The organism is Pseudoduganella dura, from assembly GCF_009727155.1.
GTDB classification, from domain to species: Bacteria; Pseudomonadota; Gammaproteobacteria; order Burkholderiales; family Burkholderiaceae_D; genus Rugamonas; species Rugamonas dura.
In genome coordinates, this window is sequence record NZ_WNWM01000002.1 from 4,322,022 (window position 1) to 4,348,633 (window position 26,612).

21 protein-coding genes are annotated in these 26,612 nt (G+C 66.4%); 11 read left to right on the plus strand and 10 right to left on the minus strand.

What is annotated here, in order from left to right; all coding sequences use genetic code 11:
• Nucleotides 1-164 precede the first annotated feature (164 nt).
• Together GJV26_RS18935 and GJV26_RS18940 are read left to right on the plus strand one after the other, a co-directional pair.
• Nucleotides 165-1,556, plus strand: a complete 1,392-nt coding sequence (locus tag GJV26_RS18935; protein ID WP_155710246.1) for a DUF1800 domain-containing protein — start codon at nucleotides 165-167, stop codon at nucleotides 1,554-1,556.
• A 28-nt stretch (nucleotides 1,557-1,584) separates the two neighbouring features.
• On the plus strand, nucleotides 1,585-2,832 hold the full coding sequence (locus GJV26_RS18940; RefSeq protein WP_155710248.1) for a DUF1501 domain-containing protein: 1,248 nt from the start codon (nucleotides 1,585-1,587) through the stop codon (nucleotides 2,830-2,832).
• 448 nt (nucleotides 2,833-3,280) lie between these two features.
• Here GJV26_RS18940 and GJV26_RS18945 read toward each other — a convergent pair whose 3' ends face one another.
• The 6 genes from GJV26_RS18945 to GJV26_RS18970 all read right to left on the minus strand — a co-directional run bounded on the left by GJV26_RS18945 (nucleotide 3,281) and on the right by GJV26_RS18970 (nucleotide 11,563).
• Entirely contained in the window at nucleotides 3,281-4,630 is a 1,350-nt protein-coding gene (locus GJV26_RS18945; protein WP_189442300.1) for a hybrid sensor histidine kinase/response regulator, read from the minus strand.
• 96 nt (nucleotides 4,631-4,726) lie between these two features.
• The gene (locus GJV26_RS18950) at nucleotides 4,727-5,455 is read right to left on the minus strand and encodes a 2OG-Fe dioxygenase family protein (protein ID WP_155710251.1); all 729 of its coding nucleotides are present in this window, start codon (nucleotides 5,453-5,455) and stop codon (nucleotides 4,727-4,729) included.
• Nucleotides 5,456-5,623: 168 nt separating this feature from the next.
• A complete protein-coding gene (locus GJV26_RS18955) occupies nucleotides 5,624-7,675 on the minus strand; it encodes a TonB-dependent receptor (RefSeq protein WP_155710254.1) in 2,052 nt (683 codons plus the stop codon).
• 129 nt (nucleotides 7,676-7,804) lie between these two features.
• Complete coding sequence (locus GJV26_RS18960) at nucleotides 7,805-8,296, minus strand: DUF6702 family protein (RefSeq protein WP_155710256.1); 492 nt, start codon at nucleotides 8,294-8,296, stop codon at nucleotides 7,805-7,807.
• Nucleotides 8,296-10,845 carry a M1 family metallopeptidase gene (locus GJV26_RS18965; protein WP_155710258.1) on the minus strand — a complete coding sequence of 850 codons (2,550 nt, stop codon included), beginning with the start codon at nucleotides 10,843-10,845 and terminating at the stop codon, nucleotides 8,296-8,298. The genes GJV26_RS18960 and GJV26_RS18965 overlap by 1 nt, the downstream gene beginning before the upstream one ends.
• Nucleotides 10,846-11,113: 268 nt before the next feature.
• Complete coding sequence (locus tag GJV26_RS18970; RefSeq protein ID WP_155710259.1) at nucleotides 11,114-11,563, minus strand: MarR family winged helix-turn-helix transcriptional regulator; 450 nt, start codon at nucleotides 11,561-11,563, stop codon at nucleotides 11,114-11,116.
• Between the two features lie 132 nt (nucleotides 11,564-11,695).
• On the opposite strand from GJV26_RS18970, the gene GJV26_RS18975 reads away from it, so the two are divergent.
• The 4 genes from GJV26_RS18975 to GJV26_RS18990 all read left to right on the plus strand — a co-directional run bounded on the left by GJV26_RS18975 (nucleotide 11,696) and on the right by GJV26_RS18990 (nucleotide 17,378).
• Nucleotides 11,696-12,022: a hypothetical protein gene (locus GJV26_RS18975; protein WP_155710261.1), complete on the plus strand. Its 327-nt coding sequence runs from the start codon at nucleotides 11,696-11,698 to the stop codon at nucleotides 12,020-12,022.
• Nucleotides 12,023-12,202: 180 nt separating this feature from the next.
• On the plus strand, nucleotides 12,203-14,473 hold the full coding sequence (locus GJV26_RS18980) for a CHASE domain-containing protein (protein WP_189442334.1): 2,271 nt from the start codon (nucleotides 12,203-12,205) through the stop codon (nucleotides 14,471-14,473).
• A 311-nt stretch (nucleotides 14,474-14,784) separates the two neighbouring features.
• Entirely contained in the window at nucleotides 14,785-15,597 is an 813-nt protein-coding gene (locus tag GJV26_RS18985; RefSeq protein WP_155710263.1) for a formate/nitrite transporter family protein, read from the plus strand.
• Between the two features lie 47 nt (nucleotides 15,598-15,644).
• Complete coding sequence (locus GJV26_RS18990; RefSeq protein ID WP_155710265.1) at nucleotides 15,645-17,378, plus strand: bifunctional protein-serine/threonine kinase/phosphatase; 1,734 nt, start codon at nucleotides 15,645-15,647, stop codon at nucleotides 17,376-17,378.
• Between the two features lie 143 nt (nucleotides 17,379-17,521).
• On the opposite strand, the gene GJV26_RS18995 is transcribed toward GJV26_RS18990, so the two are convergent.
• The 3 genes from GJV26_RS18995 to GJV26_RS19005 all read right to left on the minus strand — a co-directional run bounded on the left by GJV26_RS18995 (nucleotide 17,522) and on the right by GJV26_RS19005 (nucleotide 20,167).
• Nucleotides 17,522-18,307 (minus strand): transposase, encoded by a 786-nt coding sequence (locus tag GJV26_RS18995; protein ID WP_155710267.1) that lies wholly within the window; start codon nucleotides 18,305-18,307, stop codon nucleotides 17,522-17,524.
• 205 nt (nucleotides 18,308-18,512) lie between these two features.
• Nucleotides 18,513-19,331 (minus strand): sugar phosphate isomerase/epimerase family protein, encoded by an 819-nt coding sequence (locus tag GJV26_RS19000; RefSeq protein WP_229428005.1) that lies wholly within the window; start codon nucleotides 19,329-19,331, stop codon nucleotides 18,513-18,515.
• Entirely contained in the window at nucleotides 19,328-20,167 is an 840-nt protein-coding gene (locus GJV26_RS19005) for a phytanoyl-CoA dioxygenase family protein (protein WP_155710269.1), read from the minus strand. The genes GJV26_RS19000 and GJV26_RS19005 overlap by 4 nt, the downstream gene beginning before the upstream one ends.
• A 98-nt stretch (nucleotides 20,168-20,265) precedes the next feature.
• On the opposite strand from GJV26_RS19005, the gene GJV26_RS19010 reads away from it, so the two are divergent.
• Nucleotides 20,266-21,237 carry a LysR family transcriptional regulator gene (locus GJV26_RS19010; protein WP_229419355.1) on the plus strand — a complete coding sequence of 324 codons (972 nt, stop codon included), beginning with the start codon at nucleotides 20,266-20,268 and terminating at the stop codon, nucleotides 21,235-21,237.
• Here the strand turns inward: GJV26_RS19010 and GJV26_RS19015 are convergent.
• Entirely contained in the window at nucleotides 21,210-22,235 is a 1,026-nt protein-coding gene (locus GJV26_RS19015; protein WP_155710271.1) for a hypothetical protein, read from the minus strand. The genes GJV26_RS19010 and GJV26_RS19015 overlap by 28 nt on opposite strands.
• A 167-nt stretch (nucleotides 22,236-22,402) precedes the next feature.
• Between GJV26_RS19015 and GJV26_RS19020 the strand changes: the two genes are divergently transcribed.
• The 4 genes from GJV26_RS19020 (at nucleotide 22,403) to GJV26_RS19035 (ending at nucleotide 26,610) form a co-directional block, all read left to right on the plus strand.
• The gene (locus GJV26_RS19020) at nucleotides 22,403-22,864 is read left to right on the plus strand and encodes a hypothetical protein (RefSeq protein WP_155710273.1); all 462 of its coding nucleotides are present in this window, start codon (nucleotides 22,403-22,405) and stop codon (nucleotides 22,862-22,864) included.
• A gap of 152 nt (nucleotides 22,865-23,016) precedes the next feature.
• Nucleotides 23,017-24,561 carry a hypothetical protein gene (locus GJV26_RS19025; protein ID WP_229419356.1) on the plus strand — a complete coding sequence of 515 codons (1,545 nt, stop codon included), beginning with the start codon at nucleotides 23,017-23,019 and terminating at the stop codon, nucleotides 24,559-24,561.
• Nucleotides 24,519-26,057, plus strand: coding sequence for a hypothetical protein (locus GJV26_RS19030; RefSeq protein WP_155710277.1), 1,539 nt, complete (start codon nucleotides 24,519-24,521; stop codon nucleotides 26,055-26,057). Before GJV26_RS19025 ends, GJV26_RS19030 begins: the two co-directional genes overlap by 43 nt.
• A gap of 64 nt (nucleotides 26,058-26,121) precedes the next feature.
• On the plus strand, nucleotides 26,122-26,610 hold the full coding sequence (locus GJV26_RS19035) for a hypothetical protein (RefSeq protein ID WP_155710278.1): 489 nt from the start codon (nucleotides 26,122-26,124) through the stop codon (nucleotides 26,608-26,610).
• Nucleotides 26,611-26,612 lie beyond the last annotated feature (2 nt).

Below are 26,612 nucleotides of genomic sequence, written 5' to 3' on the forward strand. Positions count from 1 at the left end.
AAACGATTGATATAAGTAAATCGGGTGTTTAGGTATGGCGGGGTTCAATGGCTGCCTTCGATAGATCAGCGCCGCGTTTCAGTACGTTACAAACCCGGGGTGGGCAGTGCCGCCGTCATGACGTATAAAGATCGCTGTTGTCTCCAGAAAGGATCACGACCGGCATGAAAGCTGCCCGTTACCTGATGATGCCGGCCGTGCTGCTGGGCGCACTTGCCGCGCAGGCGACGCCGCTGACCGGCGAAGCGGCGGCCGTTCATGTGCTGAACCGGCTGGCCTACGGGCCGCGCCCGGGCGACATCGAACGGGTGACGCAGATGGGGACGGGGCGCTACATCGACGAGCAGCTCGATCCGGCGGCGCTGCCGCTGCCGGCCGCGCTGGAACAGCGCCTGCTCCGGTTGCCGACGCAGCAGGAAGGCGCGGGCGTGACATTCGGCCGCTGGCGCGGTGCCCGGCAGGCGGGCGGCGATGCCCAGCGCGCGGTGAACACGCAGCTGGTCGCCGAGGCGGCCGAGGCGCGGCTGCTGCGCGCGGTGGACAGCCCGCGGCAACTGGAAGAAGTGATGATCGATTTCTGGTTCAACCACTTCAACGTGTTCGCCGGCAAGGGCGACGTGCGCGCGCTGGCGACAGGCTTCGAGCGCGATGCGATCCGCCCGCACGCGTTCGGCCGCTTCCGCGACCTGCTGGGCGCCACCGCGCGGCACCCGGCCATGCTGCATTACCTGGACAACCGGGTATCGAAGGCGGGCGGTGTCAACGAGAATTACGCGCGCGAGCTGATGGAGCTGCACACGCTGGGGGTGGACGGCGGCTACACGCAGCGCGACGTGACGGAACTGGCGCGCATGCTGACCGGCTGGACCTTCCGCCCGAAGGAACTGGCGCAGAACGGCGAAACGTTCCATTTCGACGCGAAGCGGCATGACACCGGGGCGAAGACATGGCTGGGGCGGTCCGTCGCGCCGCGCATGAAGGCCGAGGGCGTGCGCGAAGGGGAGATCGCGCTGGACATCCTGGCGATGCATCCGTCGACGGCGCGGCACGTCAGCGGCAAGCTGGCACAATACTTCGTGCGCGACGTGCCGCCGCCGGCACTGGTGGAGCGCATGGCACGCACATGGATGCTCTCCGATGGCAGTGTGCCTGCCGTGCTGCGCACGCTGTTCGCCAGCCCCGAATTCATGGACGACAGCGCGGCAGGCGCCAAGTTCAAGACGCCGTACCAGTACGTGGTATCGGCCGCGCGCGCGGGCGGCCTGGCGCCCGACGTGAAGAAGCTTTCCGGCGCGCTGGCGCGGCTGGGCATGCCGCTGTACGGCTGCCCGACACCGGACGGCTACGACAACACGCAGCAAGCCTGGCTGAACCCGGACGCGCTGGCCAACCGCATCGGCCTGGCGGCCGCGCTGGGCAGGGAAGCCGACGCGCGGACGGTCGCGCAGGCGCTGGGGCCGGCGCTGTCGGCGCGCACGAGGGCATTGTCGGGTGCCGAACCCGCAAGGCTGCACGCCGCGCTGCTGCTCGGCAGTCCCGATTTCATGCAGCGCTGACCAGTCACCAGGACACTACGGAGTAACCATGGAACGCCGCGCATTCCTGTACACGCTGGGCGCCGGGCTGGCATTGACGGCCGGCCGGCAAGCCTGGGCGGTCTCGTCGCCGCAACCGACGCAACGCAAGCTGGTCGTGGTGATGCTGCGCGGCGCGGTGGACGGGCTCAATGTCGTCGCGCCCGTCGCCGACGCGCATTATGCGCAACTGCGCCCGACGATCGCGCTGGCGCCGCCGGGCAGCGAGGGCGGCGGGGCGCTGGACCTGGACGGCTACTTCGGCCTGCACCCGGCGCTGGCGCCGCTGCTGCCGCTGTGGGAAGCGAAGAAGCTGGCATTCGTGCACGCCAGCGGCTCGCCGGACGAGACCCGGTCGCACTTCGATGCGCAGGATTACATGGAATCGGCGACGCCGGGCGTGAAATCCACGCCGGACGGCTGGTTGAACCGGCTGGTGCTGGCGCTGCCCGGCACTTCCACGCCCACGCGTGCGCTGGGCATCGGGCCGGTATTGCCGCGCATCCTGGCCGGCCGCGCCGCCGCCGTCAACCTGCCGAACGGCGCGGCCGCCGTGAAGCCGGGCGTGCTCGAATCGCCCGCTCTGGGCGCCGCGTTCGACCGGCTTTACGACGGCCATGAGCGCTTCGGCCGTGTCTACCAGGCCACGCGCGAAGCGCGGCGCGAAGTGATCGACGCGGCGGCATCGCCGCTGGCCGCGCAGATGATGGCTGCCGGCATGGATGCCGGCAAGGGCGCGCCGCTGCCGAACGGTTTTCCGGATGACGCGGCCCGGCTGGCGACGCTGCTGCGCAACGACCCGAACGTGCAGCTGGCGTTCATCGCACTGGGCGGCTGGGATACGCATGCGGGGCAGGGCGGCGCCACCGGCCAGCTGGCGAACCGGCTCGCGCCGCTGGGGCAGGGCCTGGCCGTGCTGGCCGAACGGCTCGGGCCGATGCTGGACGATACGACGATCGTGGTGATGTCCGAATTCGGCCGCACCGCCCGCGAGAACGGCAACGGCGGCACCGACCATGGGCGTGGCAACGCGATGTGGGTGCTGGGCGGCCGCGTCAACGGCGGCAAGGTCCACGGTCGCTGGCCAGGCATCGGGCCGGACACGCTGAATGAAAACCGCGACCTCGCCATCACCACCGATTTCCGCACGGTGCTGGCCCAGGTCGCCGAACGGCACCTGCGGCTGCCGGACCGGCAACTGGCGGCCGTGTTCCCGAAGCTGCCGGCCGGCGGCAACCTCGACCTGCTGCACGGCTGATATTGGCAAAACCGGGGCCCGAATCCGGATCAGACCCATTTTTTCAACCGGGGTCAGACCCCATTATTTGGCAATATTTCCTGAATCGGGGGTCTGACCCCGGTTTTCTGGAAATGCTGCGGGCAAAAAAATGCCCGCGAACCAGGGGTTGCGGGCTAATTCCAATTGTTCGGAGAACGCTTGGAGGAGACAGTTCCAATATAGCCTGCGTCATGTTGCGGTGCAATACCGTAAAACTACCATGCTCGCCAGGATGCGCCTGTTCTCTGCGCGGGAAGCGTTTCCATACGTAATGTGCACTGCAACAAAATTCGGTGTCGCCGCTGCCGGGCGAATATCGACAGGGTGAAATCTGAAAACGCCGCGCCTTCTTCAGCTGAGCTGAACAACCTGGCGCAGCCGTGCTCATCGCAAATTTTTTTGCGGTTGCGTAAAACATACGCAACTATTATTTTTTTAGTTGCAGGGTGAATGTGCTGCCCTGCCCGAACTCGCTCTTGAAGAACAGCGAGCCGCCGAGGACGTTGGCAAGGTTCTGGCACAGGTAGAGGCCGAGCCCTGCGCCCTCGGCGTGGCGGGTGGACGTGGAGTCCAGTTGCGAGAATGCCTGGAACAGCTTGGCCTGGTCTTCCTCGCGGATGCCGGCTCCCGTGTCGGCCACGGAAAATTCGGTGGCCCGCGTGCCGTCCGCGAGCGCGCGCTGCGCCAGTGTCACGCGCACCGCGCCCTTCTCGGTGAACTTGATGGCATTGTTGGCAAGATTGATCAGGATCTGCGTCAATGCGCGGCGGTCGGTGTCGAGCACGATCGGCTGCTCGTCCAGCGCCACTTCCAGCGCCAGCCCTTTTTGCGCGGCGAGCGGGCGCAGCGTTTCAGCCACTTCGCGCACCAGGTCCTGGCATTGCACCTTCTCGACCGCCAGCGTGACCTTGCCTGCTTCGATCTTGGCCACGTCGAGGATGTCGTTGATCAGCGAGAGCAGGTGGCGCGCCGAACCGCGAATGGTGTTCAGCTGCTTGTCCTGCTCGTCCGTCAGCGGTCCGGGCAAGCGCATCAGCAGCGCCCCGGTGAAGCCGATGATCGCGTTCAGCGGCGTGCGCAGCTCGTGCGACATGTTGGCGATGAACGCCGATTTCATCCGGCTCGCCTCGCCCAGTTCCACGTTCTTCAGCGCGATCTCGCGGTTGATGGTTTCCAGCTGCCCGGCATGGTGCGCCAGTCGCATGTTCAGCTCGATCACCTGGCGCTCGCGCGCCTGCAGCTCGCTGTTGACCTGCACCGCCTGCTCGTAGGTGGAAATGAGCAGGTCGAGGATCTGCTGGCGCTCGGCATTGATGAAGTGCTTCTGCTCGCCCAGGTAGAGGGCGATGCCCACTTCCATGTTCTGGTCCTTGCGCAGCTTCTGGTTGACCAGCATGTGGCCGATGCGGTTGAGCAGGTAGTCTTCCGCGTAGGGCTTGCGGATGAAATTATCGGCGCCGCATTCGATGCCGCGGATGATGTCCTTCGGATCGTTCAGCGACGTGACGAGGATGACGGGGATGTCGCGCATCGCCGGATCGGCCTTGATCGCGCGGCACAGCTCGTAGCCGTCCATCTCCGGCATCACGATGTCCGACAGCACCAGGTGCGGCTTGTGCGCGGCGATCGCTTCCAGCGCCAGCCGGCCGTTGCCGGCCACCCGCGCCTTGTACCGCACGGACTGGATCAGGCGGCGCAGCCGCTCGGCCTGGGTGGGGCTGTCCTCGACGATCAGGATCTCGATTTCGCCCGGTTCGATTTCGTAGGTGGAATCCACTCGTTTGCCTTGTGCTGTCATCCGGTTTCACTCGGTTGGACTATAAATGAATTGCGGACGCGACGGCGCCCGCACGGCTGCGGTGCCCCGATGGTCTCAGGCGCTTTCACCCTGGAAGCCGTCCGCGCGGTAGGTGATCACCAGCGTATCGCGGTGGCCGTGCGCGCCGGTCGGCTGGATCGGCGTCGATTCGTGGATCACGGTCGCATCGTCGAGCAGCAGCATGGTCCACGGCTCGGTCATCGTGAAACGTTTGCCGTTCGGCCCTTCGGCCTCGAAGATGCGCGTCTCGCCGCCCTTGATGTGGTGCCGGCCGATGAGGATCACGGCCACGTAGTCGACGCCGTCGCGGTGCGCCCCTTCGGGCGTGGGGCGGCCGATGCCGTCCGCCGTGTCGATGCGGAACTGATGGGCTTCCACGTACCACCTCGGCGCGCCGCGCACGTCGGAAAACAGCCGGCCCAGCGCCGTCAACAGGCCTTGCCAACCCGGCGTTTCGATGGTTTCGGGCAGCATGGGCTCGAACATGCGGTGCATGCCGCCGTGCAGCGCGTTGTACTCCACGCTTTGCCAGTGGGCGCGGTGCGCGGTCTGCGCCAGTTCCGCGCCCTGCTGCACGAAGCACGAGTGGCGGCGGCGCCGGTAGCGGCCGCCATCCTTCAGGTAATTGTCCAGCTCGAGGTTGTCCCAGCCGGGCGCCAGCGCATCGAGCTGCGCGAGCGGCGTACCCGACAGGGCCGCCACGTCGGCGGGGGCGATCAGGGCCCAGCCCTGCGTGCGCAGCGCCCCGGTGACGTGATCGAGGGAAGTGAACTCCGGCGCCATGGCAAGCCTCCAGTGACGGTTACATTAAAAATATTGTCGTATTGTACGACCTCAACGGTTGTTGTGTCAGAGGAGCAATTCAGAAGCTACCAATTGGAAGGAGTGCCAGGCGATGACCGGAAGCGCCGCGGAAAAGGTGGCCGACACCAGCATGTTCCGCGGCGCAGGCTAGAACGAGTAGGCGAGCGTCAGCCGCAGCGAGCGCGATTCGATCGGGTGGAAGTGATGGTCGTCCACCGGCGCCGCCTCGTCCTTCAGCTGCGACGCATAGTAATAGGTGATCGCCGCATCGCGCCGGTTCGTCAAATTGAAGGCTTCCAGCTCGACCTGCAGGTTGCGGTCGACCCGGTAGCCGATGCGGCCGTTGAGCGTCATGGTCGCCGCGGAACGGATGCTGTCGTCCTCCACCAGCGGGCGCGGGCCGAACCAGCGCAGCCGCAGCGCGCCGGACCACGGGCCCGCCGGCGTCACCGTGGCCGCGAACTGCGCCACGCCTTCCACCGCGCCCGGAATGCGGTCGCCGGCGGCATCGCCGTCCCTGTACCGGCCGCGCGCATAGGCCAGGTCGGCATCCAGCGACAGCCACCTGAACGGCTTGTAATAGTTCGACAATTCGATGCCGTGGCGGCGGCTCGGCCGGCCGGCCTCGGTGGTGCCGGCATCGCCGACGAACACCAGCTCCGAATCCATGTCGAGCCGGTACAGCGACAGCGATGTCTGCAGCCCGCGGAACCATTCGCTGCGCACGCCCAGGTCCAGGCCACGCGTGCGCGCCAGCGGCGTCACGCGGTCGGCCGGCGCGTTCGTCTTCGGATCCACGGCGATCACCGTGCCGCGCGCATCGTTGCTGTGGAAGCCCGTGCCGGCGTTGACATAGAACTCGGTGTTCGCCCACGGCCCGAAAATCAGGCTGGCGGTGGGCGAGGCCATCGTATCGTTCGCCTTGCCCGTGTTGACGGCGCGGTCGCTCGCCACGTCGAAGCGGTAGCGATCGGCGCGCAGGCCGGCCACGGTGCGGAAGACGGGATTCCAGCGCGTCTGGTTCTCGACGAACAACGCGCCGCTGGTTTCCACGATGTGGTCCTGGCGCGTGGTCGCAATCACCCGGCGCGCCTTCGTGCTGTACAGGCCGTTGTGGATATTGTCGTTCTGCGCGGTGAAGCCGACCGTGGTGGTCGACGCGAAGCTGCCGTTCGCACCGTGCGCGTGCCACGCATAGCTGGCGTCGACACCGGACGTGACGCGCCGGTCCGGCTGGGCGAACTGGTCGCCGTTCACCGGGTCGTCCATGAAGTACGTGAAGTTCGAGAACAGCGCCAGGCGGTTGGCGATCGCGTAGGCGGAAACCCTGGCGGAGCTCTCTTCCGTCGTGCGCGCCCACGCGGCGGAGAGGCTGTAGCGGTGCGCGCTGCCGCCGTCGGTCGGGTCGATCGCATCGAAGCGGCCCAGCGTGCCGTTGTCGACGGCGCGCTGCGGGATCTGGTCGGTGGCGTTCCATCCGGCGCGATACGCCATCGCGGTGACGTGGAAGCCGTTGTTCGCAAAGCCCTCGCTGTAGCGCAGCACGCCGTTGACCTTGCGGTAGTTGTCGCCGCGCGTGAACGGGCCGTCGTTGTGCATCGTCTCCAGCGCGTACAGCAGGCTGCCCGCCTGCGCTCCGGCTTCGATGTCGGACGATCCGGCGACCAGAATCCGGCCGTAGCCGTTCTGGCCCACGGTGAGGTTGGCGATGCCGCGCGTGAGGCGGCCGGCGTAGGCGATATCGGTGGCGCCGGCCGACGCGAAGTCGCCGCCGTAGACCGAGTAGGGGCCCTTGCGGTAGTCGAGCCGCGTGGCCAGTTCGGGGATGACGAAATTGAGGTCGGTCCAGCCCTGGCCGTGCGCGTGGCTGCGCTGGTTAACGGGCATGCCGTCCACCGTGGTGCGCAGGTCGGTGCCGTGGTCGAGGTTGAAGCCGCGCAGGTAGAACTGGTTGGCCTTGCCCTCGCCGCTGTGCTGGCTGGCGACCAGGCCGGGCGTCGCTTCCAGCAGCTCGCCGGGGCGGTACGTGGTGCGCGCTGCCAGCTGGCGCTGCGTGACGGTCCCTTCGGCCGCCGAGTCGGCGATGCCGAGCTGGCTGATGCGCGAGGCATCGATCGTGACGCGGGGCAGGAACGGGTCGTCGGCGTGGGCGGACAGGGATAGCGCCGCGAGGGCGGTGGCGAGGAGGGTTTTTTTCATGGTGAAGTAGTGGGGAAAGCACCGGAAAACCAGTGCCAGGCACCTTTTCGAGCTTGCTCGAAAAGGTGCCTGGCACTATTCCGCTGCCGGCAACCAGGGTTGCAGCAACCGGCACGCGTGCGGGAAAAATCAGGGCAGCCGCTGCTCGCCCTGCGCCGCCGTAAACGTCAGCGTGACGGTGGCCCGCCCCGCGCTGCCGCCCACGTTGACGGTATTGATCTGCGCCGGCAGGAAGTCGGTCAGCACGCCGTTCTTCAGCACGGCGCCGGCCGGCAGCGCGGTCCTGTCGATCTGCTGGAATACGGTGATCGTGTCGGCGCTGGCCTTCATGCCCACCCATTGCAGCGGCAGGTGCCGCCCGTCGACCGTCAGCACGAACCGCTTGTCCAGGTAGCGCCGCAACGCTTCCTGGTCTTCCTCCATGCCGAGGTCGAACTGGCGCCCGTACAGGTTCGTCAGCAACGCCTCCACATCGTGCGCAGTGTACGTGTGCACGATCTCGGTATTGCCGGTGGCGGCGTTGTAGCCGATGTCCGCCAGGCCCATGTGGTAGTTGTGGGCCGCGGCGGCAACCGGGAACAGCGCCGCCACGAGGGCGGCCTTCCTGAACCGGCGCAGCATTACTTCCGCGGCTCCGCGCCGGGCTGCTCCTGCTTCACGGCCTCCGGCGCCGGCTCCTTCGGTTGCTGCCGCGGTTGCTCCCGCAGTTGCTGCACCTCCGCCTGCTGCTTGGCCGCGGCGCCGTTGGTCGCCGGTACCGCGTCCGCCGCCTTCGCCCCGGATTTTTCGTTATCGTCGCCCTTCAACGGCGCGTTGAAGTCCTTCATCATGTCGTTCGGCTTGCGTTCCATCTTGAACAGCTCCAGGCGCGACGGCGCCGCCTTGCGGGGCCAGGAGTTGTTGCTGGTGTCGATATCGGCGGTTTCCCAGTACGGGTCCTGCGTCAGCGCCGTCATCGGCTCGTCCGTCACCAGCAGCTTCGTCACCTTCTGCGGCGAGTAGCGCCACACTTCGGCCGGCACGCGTTCGATGTATTTTTTGCCGGACTTCAGCGTGATCTCCAGCACCAGCGGCATCACCAGCCCGCCCTTGTTGGTGAAGTCGACCAGGTAGATGTACTTGCCCTGTTTCAGCAGGTCCTTCTGCCACGGTTCCAGCTCGCCCAGCGCCTCCTTGTACTTGTTGCGGTCGGCATTGGTGACGGTGAACTGGTCATGCTCGTTGTAGAAGTCCTTCAGTTCCGGATGGCGGTCGACGCGGCGCTCCATGCCTTCGTTGCGCTGGTCGGTGAGCGAGACCGGTTCCTCGGCCTTGCGGGCGCGCGCCCACGCCTTCTCGATCTCGGGGTCCTTGCTGCTGATGTTGAACTCGGTGATGTTGTCGAGGCTGATGTCCACGGCGTCCGTGGTGTAGAACCAGCCGCGCCAGAACCAGTCGAGGTCCGTGCCGGACGCGTCTTCCATCGTGCGGAAGAAGTCGGCCGGTGTTGGGCGCTTGAACTTCCAGCGGCGTGCGTATTCGCGGAACGCGTGATCGAACAGCTCGCGGCCCAGGACCGTTTCGCGCAGGATGTTGAGCGCGGTGGCCGGCTTGGCATAGGCGTTGTTGCCGAACTGGAGCACCGATTCCGAGTTCGTCATGATCGGCACCTGGTTCGCCGAGCGCATGTAGGCGGTGATGTCGCGCGGGTCGCCGCGGCCGATCGGGAAGTCCTTTTCCCACGCCTGCACGGCCAGGTATTCGACGAACGAGTTCAGGCCCTCGTCCATCCAGGTCCACTGGCGTTCGTCCGAGTTGATGATCATCGGGAAGTAGTTGTGGCCCACTTCATGGATGATCACGGCGATCAGGCCATACTTGGTGCGCTGGGAATACGTCAGTTCGCCGGTCTTCTTGTCCTTCGTCGGGCGCGGGCCGTTGAAGGAGATCATCGGGTATTCCATGCCGCCCACCGGGCCGTTCACGGAAATGGCGATCGGATACGGGTAATCGAAACTGTACTTGTTGTACTGCTCGATCGTGTGGATGATCGACGCCGTCGAATAGCGTTCCCACAGCGGGTTGCCTTCCTTCGGGTAGTACGACATGGCCAGCACGTTCGTGCCGTCCTTCTTGTAGCCCTGCGCATCCCAGATGAACTTGCGCGACGAGGCGAACGCGAAGTCGCGCACGTTCTTCGCCTTGAAGTGCCAGGTCTTGGTGGCCTTGCTGGCAGCGCTGTTGCCAGCCCTTTCCGCCGCTTCGGCCTCGGCCTGGGTGACGATCATCACCGGCTTGCTCGACGTGCGGGCTTTCGCCAGGCGATCGCGCTGGGCGGCGCTCAACACGTCGCCCGGGTTCTGCAGTTCGCCGGTGGACGCCACCACGTGGTCGGCCGGCACCGTGAGCTTCACATCGTAGTCGCCGAATTCCAGCGTGAATTCGCCGGAGCCCAGGAACTGCTTGTGCTGCCAGCCCGCCACGTCGTAGTACGCGGCCATGCGCGGGAACCACTGGGCGATCTCGAACAGCGCGTTCTTGTCGTCTTCGAAATATTCGTAGCCGGCGCGGCCGCCCAGCACTTTCTGCTCGTTGATCTTGTACGACCAGTCGATGCCGAAGGACACCCTGTCGCCCGGTTTCAGGGGCGACGGCAGGTCGATCCGCATCATCGTGCCGTTGATGGCGAATTTCAGCGGGGCGCCGCCGGCGGTGCGGATGTTCGACAGCTTGAAGCCGCCGTCGAACTCGCGGCCGGTCAGCACGCTGCGCAAGCCTTCGAACTTGGCGCCGCCTTCGTCGCCCTGCGGCTTCATCCATGCCTCGCGCGATGGCGCGGTCTGCACGCGGCGCGCATCCGAATCGGGCTTGTAGATGTTCTGGTCCAGCTGGACCCACAGGTACGTGAGCGTGTCGGGCGAATTGTTGTGGTACGTGATCTGTTCCGTACCGGTGATGCTGCGGTTCGCTTCGTCCAGCGTGGCGCGGATCGTGTAGTCGGCGCGCTGCTGCCAGTACTGGTGGCCCGGCGCGCCGGAGGCGGTGCGGTACTGGGTGGCGGTGGGCAGCAGCTCGTCGAGCTGGCGGAACTTGTCGTCGAACTTGCCGGCCGGCGGCTCGGCGGCGATGGCGGAGGCAACCAGGCCGAGTGCGGTCAGGCTGGCGGCGATTACGATAGGCAGGCGCTTCATTGATACCCCAGGGCAGGTAAGGGGACCGCGCCATGCCGGGTCTGGCCGGGCGGAACTCCTTCGTGTTTTTATGGAAACAGCCGGGGTATTCTAAGCGCGCGCATCAACTCGCGCAGGCGACGCGATTGTAACAATCCTGAAACATTGCCCATGCGGACGTCCGCGCCGGACACGGATGGACTGCACAGGGCGCCGTTGCAGGAACACGGCCGGACGTCCGCCGTCCGGGGGAATTCAGTTGTGTAGTATTCCTGCGACGCACCAGGGGTCAACCGGCGTCGGACAGGCTGGTGCGCAGGGTTTCGAGCTGGCGTTTCAGGTCATGCACCTGGTCCAGGCTGCACTGGCTGGCCGCCAGCACGCAGGCCGGGATTTCCCTGGCCTGTTCGCGCAGGACGTCGCCCTCCGGCGTCAGCGCGATGATGACCTGGCGCTCGTCGTTCGCGCAGCGCGTGCGGGTGATCAGCCCGGCCTGTTCCATCCGCTTGAGCAGCGGCGTCAGCGTGGCCGAATCGAGGAACAACTTGTCGCCCAGTTCGCTGACAGTCTGCTCGTTGCGCTCCCACAGCACCATCATCACCAGGTACTGGGAATACGTGAGATCGAGCTTGCGCAGCAGCTTGCGGTACAGCTTGTTCATTGCCAGCGCACTGGAGTACAGCGCAAAGCACAGCTGCTGGTCGAGCTGCGGTACATGAGGGGGGATCGTCGTGTTCATGGGATCAGTATAAATAGCGTGCGATCTAATTGCAACCTACTTTTGAGTGGAGGAATGTGCTTGCCAGCGCGCGCCGATTTGGCTATCGTGATCGGGCCCGTCTTTCCCCCATGGCGGGCGAGGAGGTTCAGAATGGATCGTGCAAGCAACCGAGCTACCTCGCACGCAAGCGAGCTTTATTCGCGGCTACCCGACCAGCGGGCCGGCCAGGCGCACTTGTACCTCGTTCAGCTCGACCCGCAGGCCGTGGTCGACGGGGTGCGCTATGACGATACCTATCTTGCGGATGAAATCCGTACCTGTGGCACCATGCGCGAAACCTGCCCGGTGTGTGCCGAAGGCCATCTGCAGCTGGTATTGCGACAGAAAAACGTGCGGGTACCGCACTTGTTCTGCCTGGAATGCACGCGCTGCTTTGGCGCATTTCTCGAAGACGGCTCCCCGGCCCTGATCGAGTAAACCCCGCGGCGCTTTCTCGCAAGGCGCCGTTTTATTTTCCTCGTTGCACACTGCTGCGCCCGGTCGGGTTGCCATGCACGCGGTCTGTCCGCGCGCCTGTCCGCCGCCAATTTCTTCAACCCGGTTGCCAATCGCCCCATGCTATAGTCGCTTGCAGAATAAGCACAAGCAGGGGACTTCATGCGTGCACAGGGTTACCTGGCCTTTACCGTCGGCATCTGCCTGACCGCCTGGGCATGTCTGTTCGCGATGGAAACGCAGGACCGTCACATCGCCGACCGCTTCGGCCACGACATGGACAAGGTGGCGCGCGATACCGAGGCGCGCCTGAAGACCTACTTCGACACGCTGCTGGCGATCCGCGGCACGTTCAGCGTGCATGGACAGATGAGCCGTGCCGACTTCCATCGCTACGTGGCCGAGCTGCACCTGACCGAGCGCTATCCGGGGTTCCAGGGAATCCAGTGGGTGCTGCGCGTACCCGAAGCGGAACTGCCCCGCCACGTGGCGACCGTGCGCGCCGATACCGGCATCGTGCCGGGCGGCTATCCCGATTACCGCATCCATCCCGTGATCGAGCGCGCCGAACACTATCCGATCGTCTATACCGAACCGATGGCCGGCAACGAGAACGCGTTCGGGCTCGACCTGGCCGCGCTGCCGGCGCACCTGCGCGCGCTGGAGCTGGGGCGCGACAGCGGCGAGCTGGTGGCCACGGAGCGCATCACGCTGGTGCAGGATGCCAGCGGCCAGCCCGGCTTCATCGCGCGCCTGCCGGTCTACCGCAAGAACGTGCCGCTGGGTACCGTGGAGCAGCGGCGCGATGCGCTGGTGGGCTTTGTCGCGATCGTGTTCCGCGTTACCGACCTGATGCGCGAAGTGATCGAACCGCAGCTGCTGAGCCACGTGCACGTGGTGATCCACGATACCGGCTATGTGCTCGACGGCACGCCGCCGACACCGACGATCGACGGCCTGCTGTTCGACAGCGCGGGCAAGCTGGGCGGCGCACGGGAGGCGCGCCGCACGGTGCCGGGGCTGCTGTCGAAGGCGGTGCTGAACGTTGGCCAGCGCCGCTGGCTGCTGCAGGTGCAGGGGTACGACGGCAGCCGCTACGGACGCGGCCATGAAACGATCTACCTGATCGGCGGCTGCGGCTTCCTGATCAGCACGCTGATCGGCGTGTTGCTGGTCACGCTGCAGCGGCGGCGCGCGCTGGCGCACACGCTGCGTGCCGCGCTCGAAGAACAGCGCGCATTGCAGGACAGCGCCGTGGTGGGCATCGGCCTGTTTTCCGATGGCCGCATCGTGCGCTGCAATCGCGGCCTGGAGGAAATGCTGGGCTACCCGAACGGCACGCTGGCCGGCCAGCCGACCACGATGCTGGTGCCGGATGGGAGCGACCCGTTCGACTGCGGCCTGGCCGGGCAGCGCATGCACCGCGAGCTGGAACTGACCCGGCGCGGTGGCGACAGCCTGTGGTGCATCGTCAACGGGCGCATGCTGGACCGGCAGGCGCCGGACAAGGGCTGCGTATGGGTGCTGTGCGACATCAGCGACCGGCGCCACACCGAAGCCGCGCTCGAAAGCACCCTGCACGAGGTGGCGCAGCAGAAGGAGCAGGTGGAAGAGGCGCACCGCGAGCTTTCCAATGTGCTGCACCAGTTGCGGCAGGCGCAGGATACGTTGATCACCTCGGAAAAAATGGCGGCGCTGGGCGCCCTGGTGGCCGGCATCGCGCATGAACTGAACACGCCGATCGGCAACAGCCTGCTGACGGCTACCGCGCTGGCCGACATGGTGGCCGACTTCGAACGCCAGCTCGAAGGCCCCGGCGTGCGGCGCTCGGCGCTGGAAGCGCACCTGAACGATGCCAAGACGGCCTGCGGCATCATCGCCGGCGCGCTCGGCAAGGCGGCCGACCTGATCACGTCGTTCAAGCAGGTGGCGGTCGACCAGACATCGGACCAGCGGCGCCGCTTCGACCTGGCCAGCGTGGTGCACGACACGCTGGCGACCTATTCCGCGCAACTGCGGCGCGCCGGTTGCGAAGTGCGGGTCGACATACCGGGCAACCTCGACTGCGACTCGTACCCGGGCAGCATCAGCCAGGTGCTCAGTAACCTGATCAACAATGCGCTGCTGCATGCGTTCGTCGGCCGGCCCGACGGCCTGGTGACGATCGCCGCCCGTGCGCTGGACGGCGACATGGTCGAGCTGCGCTTCATGGACGACGGCGTGGGCATGAACCACCGCACGCTGCACCAGATCTACGATCCGTTCTTCACCACCAAGATGGGGCAGGGCGGTTCCGGGCTGGGCATGAACATCGTCTACAACATCGTCACGGGCGTGCTGAAGGGCAGCATCCGCGTGGAGTCCACGCCAGGCAGCGGCACGGCGGTGGTGCTCATGCTGCCGCGCACGGTACCGCACGCCGCCGCTGCCTGACCGCCACGCCGCCGGCATGCACCACGGGCAGGCAAACGCTCCCGAACGGTGCCGTGCATCGTGCGCGGCACCAGAATGGACCGCTGCCGCGCAAACGCCAAAACAACTTTATTCGATGCGGCGCTCCCCGATCGGGCGCGGCAGTCCTTGCTGGTGCGCCGGTGCACCAGCGCATGGCGCCGCCGGCCAATATCGTGCGCCGGCATGCCTGGACGGCCCGGCGTGCATTGTCGGGCCCGGTTTTTGCTTCGCTTCAAGTAAAGAGACTGAATTTTCAGTACATCGATCAAAACTTCAAGGGGAGAAGCAATATGGCGTACCTGGTGCCGACGGAATTCGTGACCAAGATGGTGGATGCGGGCGAATCGAAAATCTACATGGCCACGCGCGATGCGCTGATCCGTGCCTACATGGCCGGCGCGATCCTGGCGCTGGCGGCCGTGTTCGCGGTCAGCTGCTCGGTCGCAACCGGCGTTCCCCTGATCGGCGCCATCCTGTTCCCGGTGGGTTTCTGCATGCTGTACCTGATGGGCTTCGATCTGCTGACCGGGGTGTTCGTGCTCACGCCGCTGGCGCTGATCGACAAGCGTCCCGGCGTGACCGTCGGGCGCATCCTGAAGCATTGGGGCATCGTCTTCGTCGGCAACTTCCTCGGCGCGCTGACCGTGGCCGTGCTGATGGCCTACATGTTCACGTTCGGCTTCAACACCGATGGCGGCAAGATCGCCCAGACCGTGGCGCACATCGGCGAAAACCGCACGACCGGCTACGCCGCCTACGGATCGGCCGGCATGCTCACGCTGTTCATCCGCGGCATGCTGTGCAACTGGATGGTCTCGATGGGCGTCGTGGGCGCGATGATTTCCACGACCGTGGGCGGCAAGGTGCTAGCCATGTGGATGCCGATCATGCTGTTCTTCTTCATGGCGTTCGAGCACTCGGTGGTGAACATGTTCCTGTTCCCGTTTGGCCTGATGATGGGCGGTAATTTCACGATCATGGATTACCTGATCTGGAACGAGATCCCGACCGTGCTGGGCAACCTGGTGGGCGGCCTGGCGTTTACCGGCCTCACGCTGTACACCACGCACATCAAGACCGCCGCCAAGCGCAAGTTCAACTGATCCGGGCATGCCGGCCCTGCACCAGCGGCCGGCATCCGTTACCCACCATGCCCGCGCGACTCACGCTGTCCATCGGCCAGCACACGGACCCCGGCCGCAAGGCCGTCAACCAGGACTTTCACGGCAGCTATGTGCCGCGCGAGCCGCAGTTGTCGGTAAAGGGGGCCGCGCTGGCCGTCGCCGACGGCATCGGCAGCAGCGATGTCAGCCACATCGCCAGCGAGACGGCGGTGGCCGCCTTCCTTGAAGACTACTATTGCACTTCCGATGCGTGGTCGGTGAAGACGTCGGTCGAGCGGGTGCTCGCCGCCACCAATTCCTGGCTGCATGCGCAGACGCAGCAGGGCCAGGGCCGCTACGACAAGGACCGCGGCTACGTGTGCACGTTGTCGGCGATGGTGATCAAGTCGAATACCGCGCACCTGTTCCACGTGGGCGATACGCGCATCTGCCGGGTGCATGCGGGGGCGCTCGAACCGCTCACGGTCGACCACAGGGTGTCGCTCTCGCCCGGGCAGAGCTACCTGGCGCGCGCGCTGGGCGTGGATGCGCACCTGGAAATCGACTACCGCACGGTAAGCCTGCAGCCTGGCGACCTGTTCATGCTGGCCAGCGATGGCCTGCACGAACATGTGTCCGCGGCCGAAGTGCAGGAAGCGCTGTCGGCGGGCGCCGACCTGGATGAAGCGGCGCGGCTGCTGGTGGCGCGTGCGCTGTCGAACGGCAGCGACGACAACATCACGGTGCAGCTCGTGCGGGTGGAAACCCTGCAGGCGCATGACGCCGGCGAGCTGCTGCAGCAGATGGCGGAACTGCCGTTCCCGCCCCAGTTCGAGCCGCGCAGCGAATTCGACGGCTACCGCATCATGCGCCCGCTGCACGGCAGCAGCCGCAGCCACGTCTACCTGGCACTCGACCTGGCCACCGGCGAGAGCGTGGCCATCAAGACGCCGTCGATCGACCTGCGCGACGATCCCGTCTACCTGGAACGCTTCCTGATGGAGGAGTGGATCGCGCGGCGCATCGTCAGCCCGCATGTGATCGAGCCGGTCGTCACGGAGCGCAAGCGCAGCTACGTCTACCTGGTGACCGAATATATCGAAGGGGTCACGCTGGCGCAATGGCTGCGCGACCGCGGCAAGCCGGACCTGGACGCCGTGCGCGATATCGTTTCGCAGGTATCCAAGGGATTGCGCGCGTTTCACCGGCTGGAGATGCTGCACCAGGATATCCGCCCCGAAAATGTGCTGGTCGACCGCACCGGCACCGCCAGGATCATCGACTTCGGCTCGGCCAGCGTGGCCGGCGTAATGGAAATGACGCCTTTCTCTCCCGGCGGCGGCGGGGCCACGCTGGCGGGAGCGGCTTTGTATGCCGCGCCCGAATACTTCCTCGGCGAGCCGGGCACGGTGCGCTCCGACGTGTTTTCGCTGGGCTTGCTCGCCTACCACATGCTGACCGGGCAGCTGCCGTACGACGTGCGCATCCCGCAGGCGAAAAACCGCGCCGCGCAGCGCAAGCTGGTTTATACGCCGGCACGCGGCCATGACCCGTCGATTCCCGCCTGGGTCGATGCCGCCATCGAGAAGGCGGTGTCGATCGATCCGCACAGGCGCCATGAAGACGTTTCCGAATTCGTCTTCGACCTGCACCGGCCGAACCACGCATTCCTCGCGCGCACCCGGCCGCCCCTGATCGAGCGCAATCCGGTGGCGTTCTGGAAGGGGATGTCGTTCGTGCTGTTGCTGGCACTGGTGGTGGACCTGGCGCTGCGGCGATAGCGGCACCTGTTGCCGAGCCCGTGTCACTTTGGTGCCAGGCACCGATGTGACACGGGCTCGGCCATTTGTCACTCTGGTGCCAGGCACCGATGTGACACGAACCCGGCCGTTAGTGCGCCGGTTGTATTGCAGGCAAGATCGGGTCAGCAGGCAGAGCCGGGCACGCCGGCCGAGGTAATCCGGCTCACAGTTCTGACGGATATATTGAAATGCCGGGCGATCTGATCGCGAGAATAGGCGCCACTCATCCAGGCAGCCACAATGGCGGCATTACGGCTGGGCAGATTTCTTTCCAGTTCATCAAGGACTGGAATTGCGGTGAATGCCTGGGAAAGATCGATGTATCGGGAAATGGCTGCCACGGGGCGCCTCTTGATCCCGGTGCCGGCATCTACAAATGCCCGGTATGCCTGAATGCGCTCGGCCAAGGCCGCGCCACTGAACTGGTCGATGACGCACATTGAATTGAGCCATTCCGGCCTGGCTTTGATACCGCTGACATGCAGGTGCGTACTCCAGCGCCAATCATCGGCTTTCGCGGCCAGCTGCGCACGGACTGGATTCAACACGATGTAACGGAGCAGTTCGAGAAGATGCTCCTGCCGTTCCACCAGTTCGAGGTAGCAGCGGCGTTCGAATACATGGCCACTCAAGCCATGGCGCCAGTTGAACTTCTGTGCGTATTTCCCGTTGAGGTAGTGCATGGTTGCCGAGATATTTGCGTCCGGTGTTTCGACCAGCAAATGGAAGTGATTCGGCATCAGGCAAAGTCCGTAGACCACCAGGTTGAATCGCGTTGCCGCCTCGCCCAGCAAGCGAAGCCAAGCAAGATGGTCGCGGTCATCCACGAATATATTCGCGCGACGGTTCCCGCGTGATGTCACGTGATAAATCGCGCCTGAAAACTGGATTCTGTTTGGTCTGCCCATGCAGGCAAGTTAGCACCGTCCGCAAACGATGCGCTGAGTTCGGTCACGCATGCATGCGCAACTTTGCTGATGAGTCAGTGTCACTTCGGTGCCTGGCACCAAAGCGACACGAGCTCGGCCGTTGGGACTGTCAGCGCTAACGCTCCCGCAGCATGTCACTTTGGTGCCTGGCACCAGAGTGACACGAGCTCAGCCGTTGGCACTGTCAGCGGTACCGCTCCCGCAGCAGCGCAGCCATCGCCACGTTCAGCTCCCACGCATCCGCTACGGGCGCCTGCGAGTAGGGCAGCCGGAACGTATAGGGCGCCGGTCCGAATTCCGGCGTGATGGTGACGAGCGGGGCGCCGGCGGCGCGCCGCAGGGTAACGATGCGGTCCCACCAGCCCAGGTGGGCGGCCAGTTCGACGGCGTATTCGGGGGCGCGGAAGTCGGGCACCTGCGGGCCCTGGGCGTGGCCCACGCGGGCGTGGATGTGCCGCACGCGCGGCAGCACGGTGTCGAGCGTGGACGGCTGGTCTTCCAGCAGCGATTCGCAGGCGGCGCACCAGTGCGACAGGTCGGCCGTCAACAGCAGGCCCGGCAGGCGCTCGAGGTAGGGGCGCAGCAGCATCGGGTGGCCGGAGAAACGGCTGCGGTGGATTTCATGCACGATCGGCACGTCGTGCTCGCGGGCGATTGCATCGGCCAGCGCGATCAGTTCCTCGTTCTGCTCCTGCGTATAGAAATCCTTGCCGGTCTGCGAATTCACCAGCAGCGGCCGCGCGGCGCACGCCTGCGCCAGCAGCGACTGCAGCGCGATGCGGTGGGCATGGAACTCGGTGTGGAACACCGTTTGCCATTGCGACACGACGAGGTCCAGCCCGGCATCGGCGATACGCCGCAGCCAGTCCTCGCGTTCGGCGCCGTCGTCCGGCAGCGACATCTCGATGCCGTCGAACCCCGCCTCCAGCACGCGCTCGATGAACACCGGCGCGGACAGTTCGTTGTTGCCCCACTGCGGAGCGAGAATGCGGATCGCCGTCACACGAACCCCCGTACCGGGAACGATTCGTCGCGCTGGATCCAGTTGCGCGGCGAGTAGACCGTGCGCCCGTCCGTCACGTGCAGCGTGTACGCATGGCGCGATACCGCCGAGCGGTTCGGCGCGCTGTAGTGCGGCAGCAGTCCGTGGAAGCAGACCAGCGCGCCGGCCTTGCATTCGAGCGGCACGGCGGTGCTGTCGTCCGGCCATGGCGTGGCATCCAGTTTTTCCACCGCGATGTCGTCACCGCTGCGCACGAAGCGTTCGCGCAGCGGCGTGCGGTGCCCGCCCGGCTCGGCCCACAGGCAGCCGTTGTCCAGCGTCGCGTCTTCCAGCGCGAACCAGAACGTGGTCACGCTGATCGGGTCGGTATCGAAATAGGTCGCATCCTGGTGCCAGCGCACCTCGCCGCCGATGCCGGGCTGCTTGAAGATGTACATCGATTGCCATACCTGCGGCTGTTCCAGTGCCAGGTCGCGGGCGACCTGCTGCAGCCGCGGGTCGTTCGAAAAGGCGCGGAATGCCGGATCGAGATCGTGCATTGCGTGCCCGATCTTGTTGATCGACAGCTCCTTCGCCTGGCGCAGCTGCCCGTCCGGGCCGAACGCCTCTTCCTCGAAGAAGCAGCGGATCGTGTTGTCGGAGCGGAGGAAGTACTCGTCGGCCTTCTTTTCCTGGTCCTTCGTGGTGAAGATGCCGCTGGCGGCGGCCGGGTCGAACGCGTCGACGATTCGCGCGGCGCCGGCGCGCAGCGCGGCGATCTCTTCCGGCGACTTGAAGCCGGGAATGACGAGGTATCCGTCGCGTTGGTACTGTTCTTGTTGCGCTGCGCTCAGCATGGCATGGCTCCTGGTAAGTGATGCCGTCGATTGTACGGAACCCGCCTGGTCACCGATACCCAGTCAATGGTTGACACATTGTCGCCAAAGTGAAGACAATGACGGCCATGGACCAGTTGCGCGCAATGGAAATCTTTGTCGAAGTGGCCCGGCAGCGCAGCTTTTCCGGCGCGGCGCGCCGGCTCGGCCTGTCGCGCGCGATGGTATCGAAGCATATCCTCCAGCTGGAGGAAAAACTGAACGTCCGGCTGCTGCACCGCTCCACCCGCGAAGTGAGCCTGACCGATGCCGGCCAGGCCTACCTGGCCCCGTGCGACGCGGCCGTGAGGGGAGCGCAGGAAGCGGCGCGCATCGTCATGCAGACCGGCGATACGCTGGCCGGCCCGTTGCGCATCCAGGCGCCGTCGAGCTTCGGCGTCGCCTGGCTGGCCGATGCGCTGGCCCGTTTCAGCCAGCCGCACCCGCAACTGCGGCCCCTGCTGCATGTGGACGATGCGCTGCTCGATCCGATCGCCCACGGTTTCGACCTGACGATCCGCGTGGGCGGCATTCCGGACAGCCGCGCGCTGGCGATCCGTCCGCTGGCGCCGTGCCGCGCCGTGCTGTGCGCATCGCCCGGCTATCTCCGCAGCCACGGCAAGCCTGCCGCACCCGAGGATCTGCGGAACCACCGCTGCCTGCATTTCTCGCACCTCACCGACGGCACCGCATGGCACTTCGAACGGGCAGGCGAACGGCGCACGGTGCACGTCGACGCGTCGTTCACATCGAACAACGGCCTGGTGCTCCACCATGCGGCGCTGCAGGGCACCGGCATCGTCTACAGCACCACGTTCCTCGCCTGGCGCGAGCTGCAGGCCGGCACGCTGGTGGCGGTGCTGCCGGAATGGCAACTGCCGCTGAATTACCTGAGCGCGCTATACCCGGCCAGCGGCCGGCCATCGCCCAAGGTGCGCAAGCTGATCGATTTCCTGGTCGCGGAGTACCAGCCGGTGCCGCCGTGGGATGCGGCGCCCGGGCCGGCCGTTCACCTTCCCGCGCTTCAGACCGTCCACGCTCCGTCCGCATAAATCCGTTCGCCGTCGAGATACACGCCTTCGGTCACCGCGAACACATCCACGTGATAGCGCGCATCCTTGCGCCTGATCTGCGGCTTCTGGTATTGCCCGTGCTTGGCGCCCAGCGACAGGTGCACGCCGCACATCCGCTCGTAGGTGCCGATATCGTCCACCGTGCGGGTGAACGAGAATGCCCGGTTCATGCCGAAACCCAGCTCGCGCACCCACACGTCGCCTTCATGGGCGCGGATGATGGCCAGCATCTCGTCGAAAGCCGGCGTGCTGTTTTCCGCGCCGGTCACGCGGCCCCGCTCGACGATCATCGTGACCGGTTCGAGCGGGCGGTTGACGCGGAACGACGTATCGCCGAACACGAACACGCGCACGCGGCCGTTCACCGCTTCCAGGTCGCGTGCCTCCGTAAACACTTCGCCGATCGGGAACAGCCCGCCCACGTTCTTCAGCGCCGAATAGTCGCCGATGTTCAGCTTGGCTTCCTCGAACGGCGAGGCGAACACGAGCTCGGCACCGTTCCCGCTGTCCACCACGCCGCCCTGCGCCCGGTCCAGGCGTTCCTTCAGCGCATGGCCCGTGCCGCGGAAGTAGGCCGGGTCGTAGGCCAGCGCGTCGATGTACACCAGTCCCTGGGCGCCCGGCATGCGCGACAGGTGCAGGTGCTCGATCACTTTCAGTCCCTGCTGGAACAGCTCCATGCGGATCCGGTACTCGTTGAGCCGGAAGCTGGTGGTCTGGATCAGCACCACCAGGTCGCGTGGTGCCAGTGCCGCGAAGGCGGCCAGCACCTCGTCGGCGGCGACCGCGTCGAAATCGATGAAGACGCCGCCGGGCAGCGCGCGCCGGTAGGCTTCCGTCAACACGGCGTTCAGCTCGCTGCGGCGGTCGAACACCACCAGCGCCCGGTGCGCGGGCCCGTGTTCGAGCGCGAAGGCGAGCAGGTCGGCCACGTTGCGCGCGGCGGTGTCGATGGCGGTGGATGGAAAAGTCGTCATGGTTGCAGGGCTGGTAAGGAAAACACAAAAGTGTTGCGGCGCGCTCATTATAAATGTCGCCGCAGGCGTGCAATGCTTGTAGCTGCCGGGGGTGCAGGGTAGAATCGGCGGAAGATATAGCCTACGGGCAACACTTATAAGACCCGCGCAAACCACGGAGCGACAGGATGAGCATTACATTTGGCCAGGATTTGCCGCTCGAGCGGCCCGATGCGGATGGCCGCGCGGCGCTGTTCGTCCCGAAGGCGGATATCAAGGAAGATGTGCTGCAGACGCTGCGCAAGGGCGCGGCCGTGGTCGGCTTCGGCAACCATGACCGTACCGTCACGATCTACTTCGAAAGCAACCGCTTCAACGAGCCGACCCTGGCCAAGTGGGAGCAGAAGGCGCGCAAGGCCTACGCCCGGCTGGTGGACGACCTGCCCACCACTTCCAAGATGCAGACCCGGCTGGAATATTTCGAGCAGGTGGGCTACATCAGCGGCAAGGGCCTCAGCATCCGCCGCATGGACAGCCTGAAACGCTGGCTGGAATTTTCCGAGGCGCTGGACACGGCGCCGGCCAGCGAAAGCGTGACCTGGGCGCCGCCGGCACCGCCGAAAAAAAGCAGCACCGGCAGCGACCTGTAAGGAACTGTCCCACCCATACAGTCCCGATCCGCCGCCATCCGGAGGAAACTATTCCGATCAACGCCCCGCCTTCGTGCGGGGCGTTTGTTTTGGCGTCCTGCCGCGCCGTATAACATGAAGCATATGCGTTATGATTGACGCAACAGATTGCAATGGCGGATGGGGGATCGATGGATGAATGGTGGCGGGCCGGGGACAGCGTGTGGCGTGAGGACGCAGCCTCGTCCACACGGTTCGTGCTCGAGGCGGTGCAGGGTGTGCCACGGATCGACTGGGAGCTGGCGCGCGGCCGGCTGACGGACGTGGCGCAGCTGGTGGGCGCGGCGCTGCCCGCCACGTGCGCGCACGCGGCGATCTTCCCCCAGGGTTTTGCGTTTTGCCCCGAGTGCGGCGCACCGGTGCATGCCGCCGCGCCCGCGCCGGAGACGGCGTGGTGGGGACCGGCCACGGGCTCGCTGCCGCCCGGCGCGGCGCCGCTGCCGCGCCACGTGCCGCACGGCCTGCCGCAAACGGCGCTGCCGCTGGGCGAAGCACTCGAGGGGCGCGAGCCCGAACCGTTCGTGGGCCGCGCAGACCTGCGCATGCCCGCACCGCCCAATTCCCTCTGCGTGTTTGCCGCCGCCGATTTCGGCTTTGCCGCCCAGCGCCTCATCGCGCTGGCGTATACCCGCAACGTGGTGCAGTACTGGGACCCGCCCGGCAACCGCTGGCACGTGTTCACCGCCGACGACGGCTCCGCCGACCTGCACTTCGCCATCTCGGCCTATGCATGGCTGCCGCCGGCCGATGCGGCGCGGCGCGGCGAGTTCGGCCTGGTGCCCACGGCGCAGGGCCTGTTCCGCCTGATCCTGAACCCGCTTGCGGAAAGCTGGCGCACCGAACCCGTGTTCCAGGCACGGCTGGCCGCCAGCCCGGGAGCCGTCGGCCGCCGCATGGCCTGCCCGTTCGTGGCGCCGGAGGGCGTGCGCCTGTGGACCGCCGGCGCCGACGGTGCCGATCCCGAAGTGCTGGACATCGTGTCCCCCGACCCGGCCGTGCCGGTGCCGGCATCGGGCTGGTCGCGCCCGTTCAGCTATGACGGCCGCCTGCACTGGCTGCACGACGAAGGCCAGTTGCTGTGGCGCCCCGGCCAGCCGGCGCGCTGGCTGCCGTGGCCGTTCCCATGGATGCCGCGCCTGCAGTTCGGCGGCCCGGTGCGCAGCCGCGATGGCCGCCTGTGGCTGATCGGGAACGATGGCGCCGGCTATTCGTTCCGCGCGCTGGGCGATGAGGCGGGACTCGGCACGCCGCAGGTCGAGCAGATCGACGGCGCGCGGCTGGGCTTCGGCACGCTGCTGTTCCGCCGCGGCCACCAGGTCAAGGACGATCCCTGGTCGGACGAGGATGTGGAAGACCAGGCGCGCGGCGATGCGCTCGTGCTGCCGCTGCTCGAAGCGGTGTCGGCCACGCGCGGCCAGCCGTCCGGCCTGGTGCTGCGCTTTCCCGGCTTTACCGGCCGCGCCGAAGCCGCGCTGGCCGGCGAGGTGCTGCCTCGCACGTTCGTCGAATGGATCGGCCGCCACAACGTGATCCTCGATGAAATCGCCCGGTTGAAGAACCCCGGCGAGTGCGTGCCGTTCGTCTGCGACGGCAGCCTGTGGCTGCATCACCCGTCATGGAACGAGATCCGCGGCTGGCGCCTGGAGGGCCTGGCGTGACGCGCTGGCGGCCGGTGTCATCGCGGCGGCTTGCACTCCTGCTCGCCGGCGCATTGTCCGCCTTCGCGGCGCAGGCGGCATCGCATGTCTTCCTGGTGCAGAATTCCGGCTGGATGGAGCCGTTCTACACGGACCCGCAATCGCCCTACAAGGCGCTGGTGACGGAAGTGGTGCAGGCCGCGATGCAGCCCGGCGATGCGCTGGTGCTGGCTTCGTTCAACCAGGGCGTGCCCGGTGCGCCGTCGCCGCACGCGCTGCTGGCGCAAAAAGGCAAGCCGGACCGCGAAAAACTGCGCGGCGTGCTCGATCCGCTGCAGGTGGGCCGCAAGCCGGGTGGCAAGGCAATGGCCGACACGGATCTGGGCGAAGCGGTCGGCACCGCCATCGACGGCGCGCTGGCCGGCAAGCCGGGCCTGGTGTGGCTGTTCACGAACAACCGCAACAGCCCGAACAACGACCAGGCCACGGCGCGCCGCAACCGCGAGTTCTACCAGCTGATCCATGAGGGGAAGGCGATCCGCAAGGCGCTGGCGTTTCCGCTGAAGATGCCGGTGCAGGGCGCGCAATACCGCGCCGGCGGCCTGATGGTCTACGTGTTCGCGGTGCAGGAGCAGGGCGTGCGCGAGCTCGATGCGCTGCTGGCGGGCGGCCGGCTGAAACAGGTGATCACCGAAACGCCCGCGCGCCTCAAGCCGCTGGACCAGGATACCGTGCGGCTCGTGCCGGCGCGCGTGGAAAACACGCCCGGCGTGCGCTACACGGTGCTGCCAGGCGGCCGGCTGCGCGCCGAACTCGATGCGGACACGCCCGCATCCGGCAATGCGCGCATCACGTGGCGGCTGGAAAACGCGATGTACCCGTACACGATCAAGCAGGCCGACATCACCGCGCAGGCCGCGCTGGCCGGCGAAATGAAGCCGGTGGCGTTGAGCCCGGACGCGGTGCGCAACCTGGCGCCGGGCAGGCCGCAGCCGCTGGCATCGTCGCTGGGCCTTCCCGTGGCGAACCTGCCCGGCAAATGGTCGCTGGCGGCGCTGTCGACGGCCGGCTCGGCGCAGGTGCTGCCGGGCCGGATCGAGGTACGGCTGGCCAACCAGCGGCTGGAACTGTCGCAGGCGTTCCGCGAACGGATGGCCGAGCTGTTCCCCGGCGACCCGCTGCCGGATATCTTCACACCGCCGGCCGAGATACAGCACTCGCGTGCCGTGCTGCCGGTCGAGGTGCGGCTGCGATACGGCTCCGGTCCGCTGCTGGCAGCGATCGGCGGCCTGTTCGCGCTGCTGGCGACGGGCGGCGCGCTGCTGGTGGCGGCAACGCGCGGCCGCAAGGTGCTCGTTACCGTCGACGGCGAACAGCGCACGCTGCGCACCAGGGCCGGCGCGAAGACCCCGCTTTACAATGCCGCCGGCGACCAGGTCGCGGAGCTGCGCACCACGCTGTTCGGGCACCAGCTGGCGAACGTGCACGAAGGCGCCAGCGTGCGCCTCGGCAAATGAGGTCGCAAATCAGGTCGCAAATCAGGTCGCAAATAATGTCGCAGACAAGAATCAAAGGATAACCATGCAAGCCACCGAATCCCAGCGCGATCCCGGTTTCCGGATCCCGGAAGACAAACCCGTGCAACCGCCGGCCGGCGACGGCACGCTGTCCACCACGCCGCCTTCCGGCACGGGCACCGCTACCGGCACCGCCAGCGGCACAGGAACCGGTAACAGCGCCGGCATCGAGGTCGCGCCGGAAGGGCAGGTGCCGGCCACCGACACCTCCACGCGCGATATCGCGATCGGCGGCGCCGTGTTCCTGTTCCTGCTGGTGATCTTCTTCTTTGCCCGCAACGCGTTCGCCAACCACCTGGTGCGCCGCCGCGTGGCGCCTTCGTCGGCCGACACGGCCGGCTGGCTGCTGTTCTTCGGGCTGGCGTTCCTGTCGGCCGCCGTGGTGCTGGGCTTCGTCAATTCGACCAAGTTCCTGAACGTGGCCATCACCGGCACGCTGCTCGTGTTCGGCATCGCCGCCATCGGCGGCGCGCTGTTCACCGGCCGGAGGTAGGC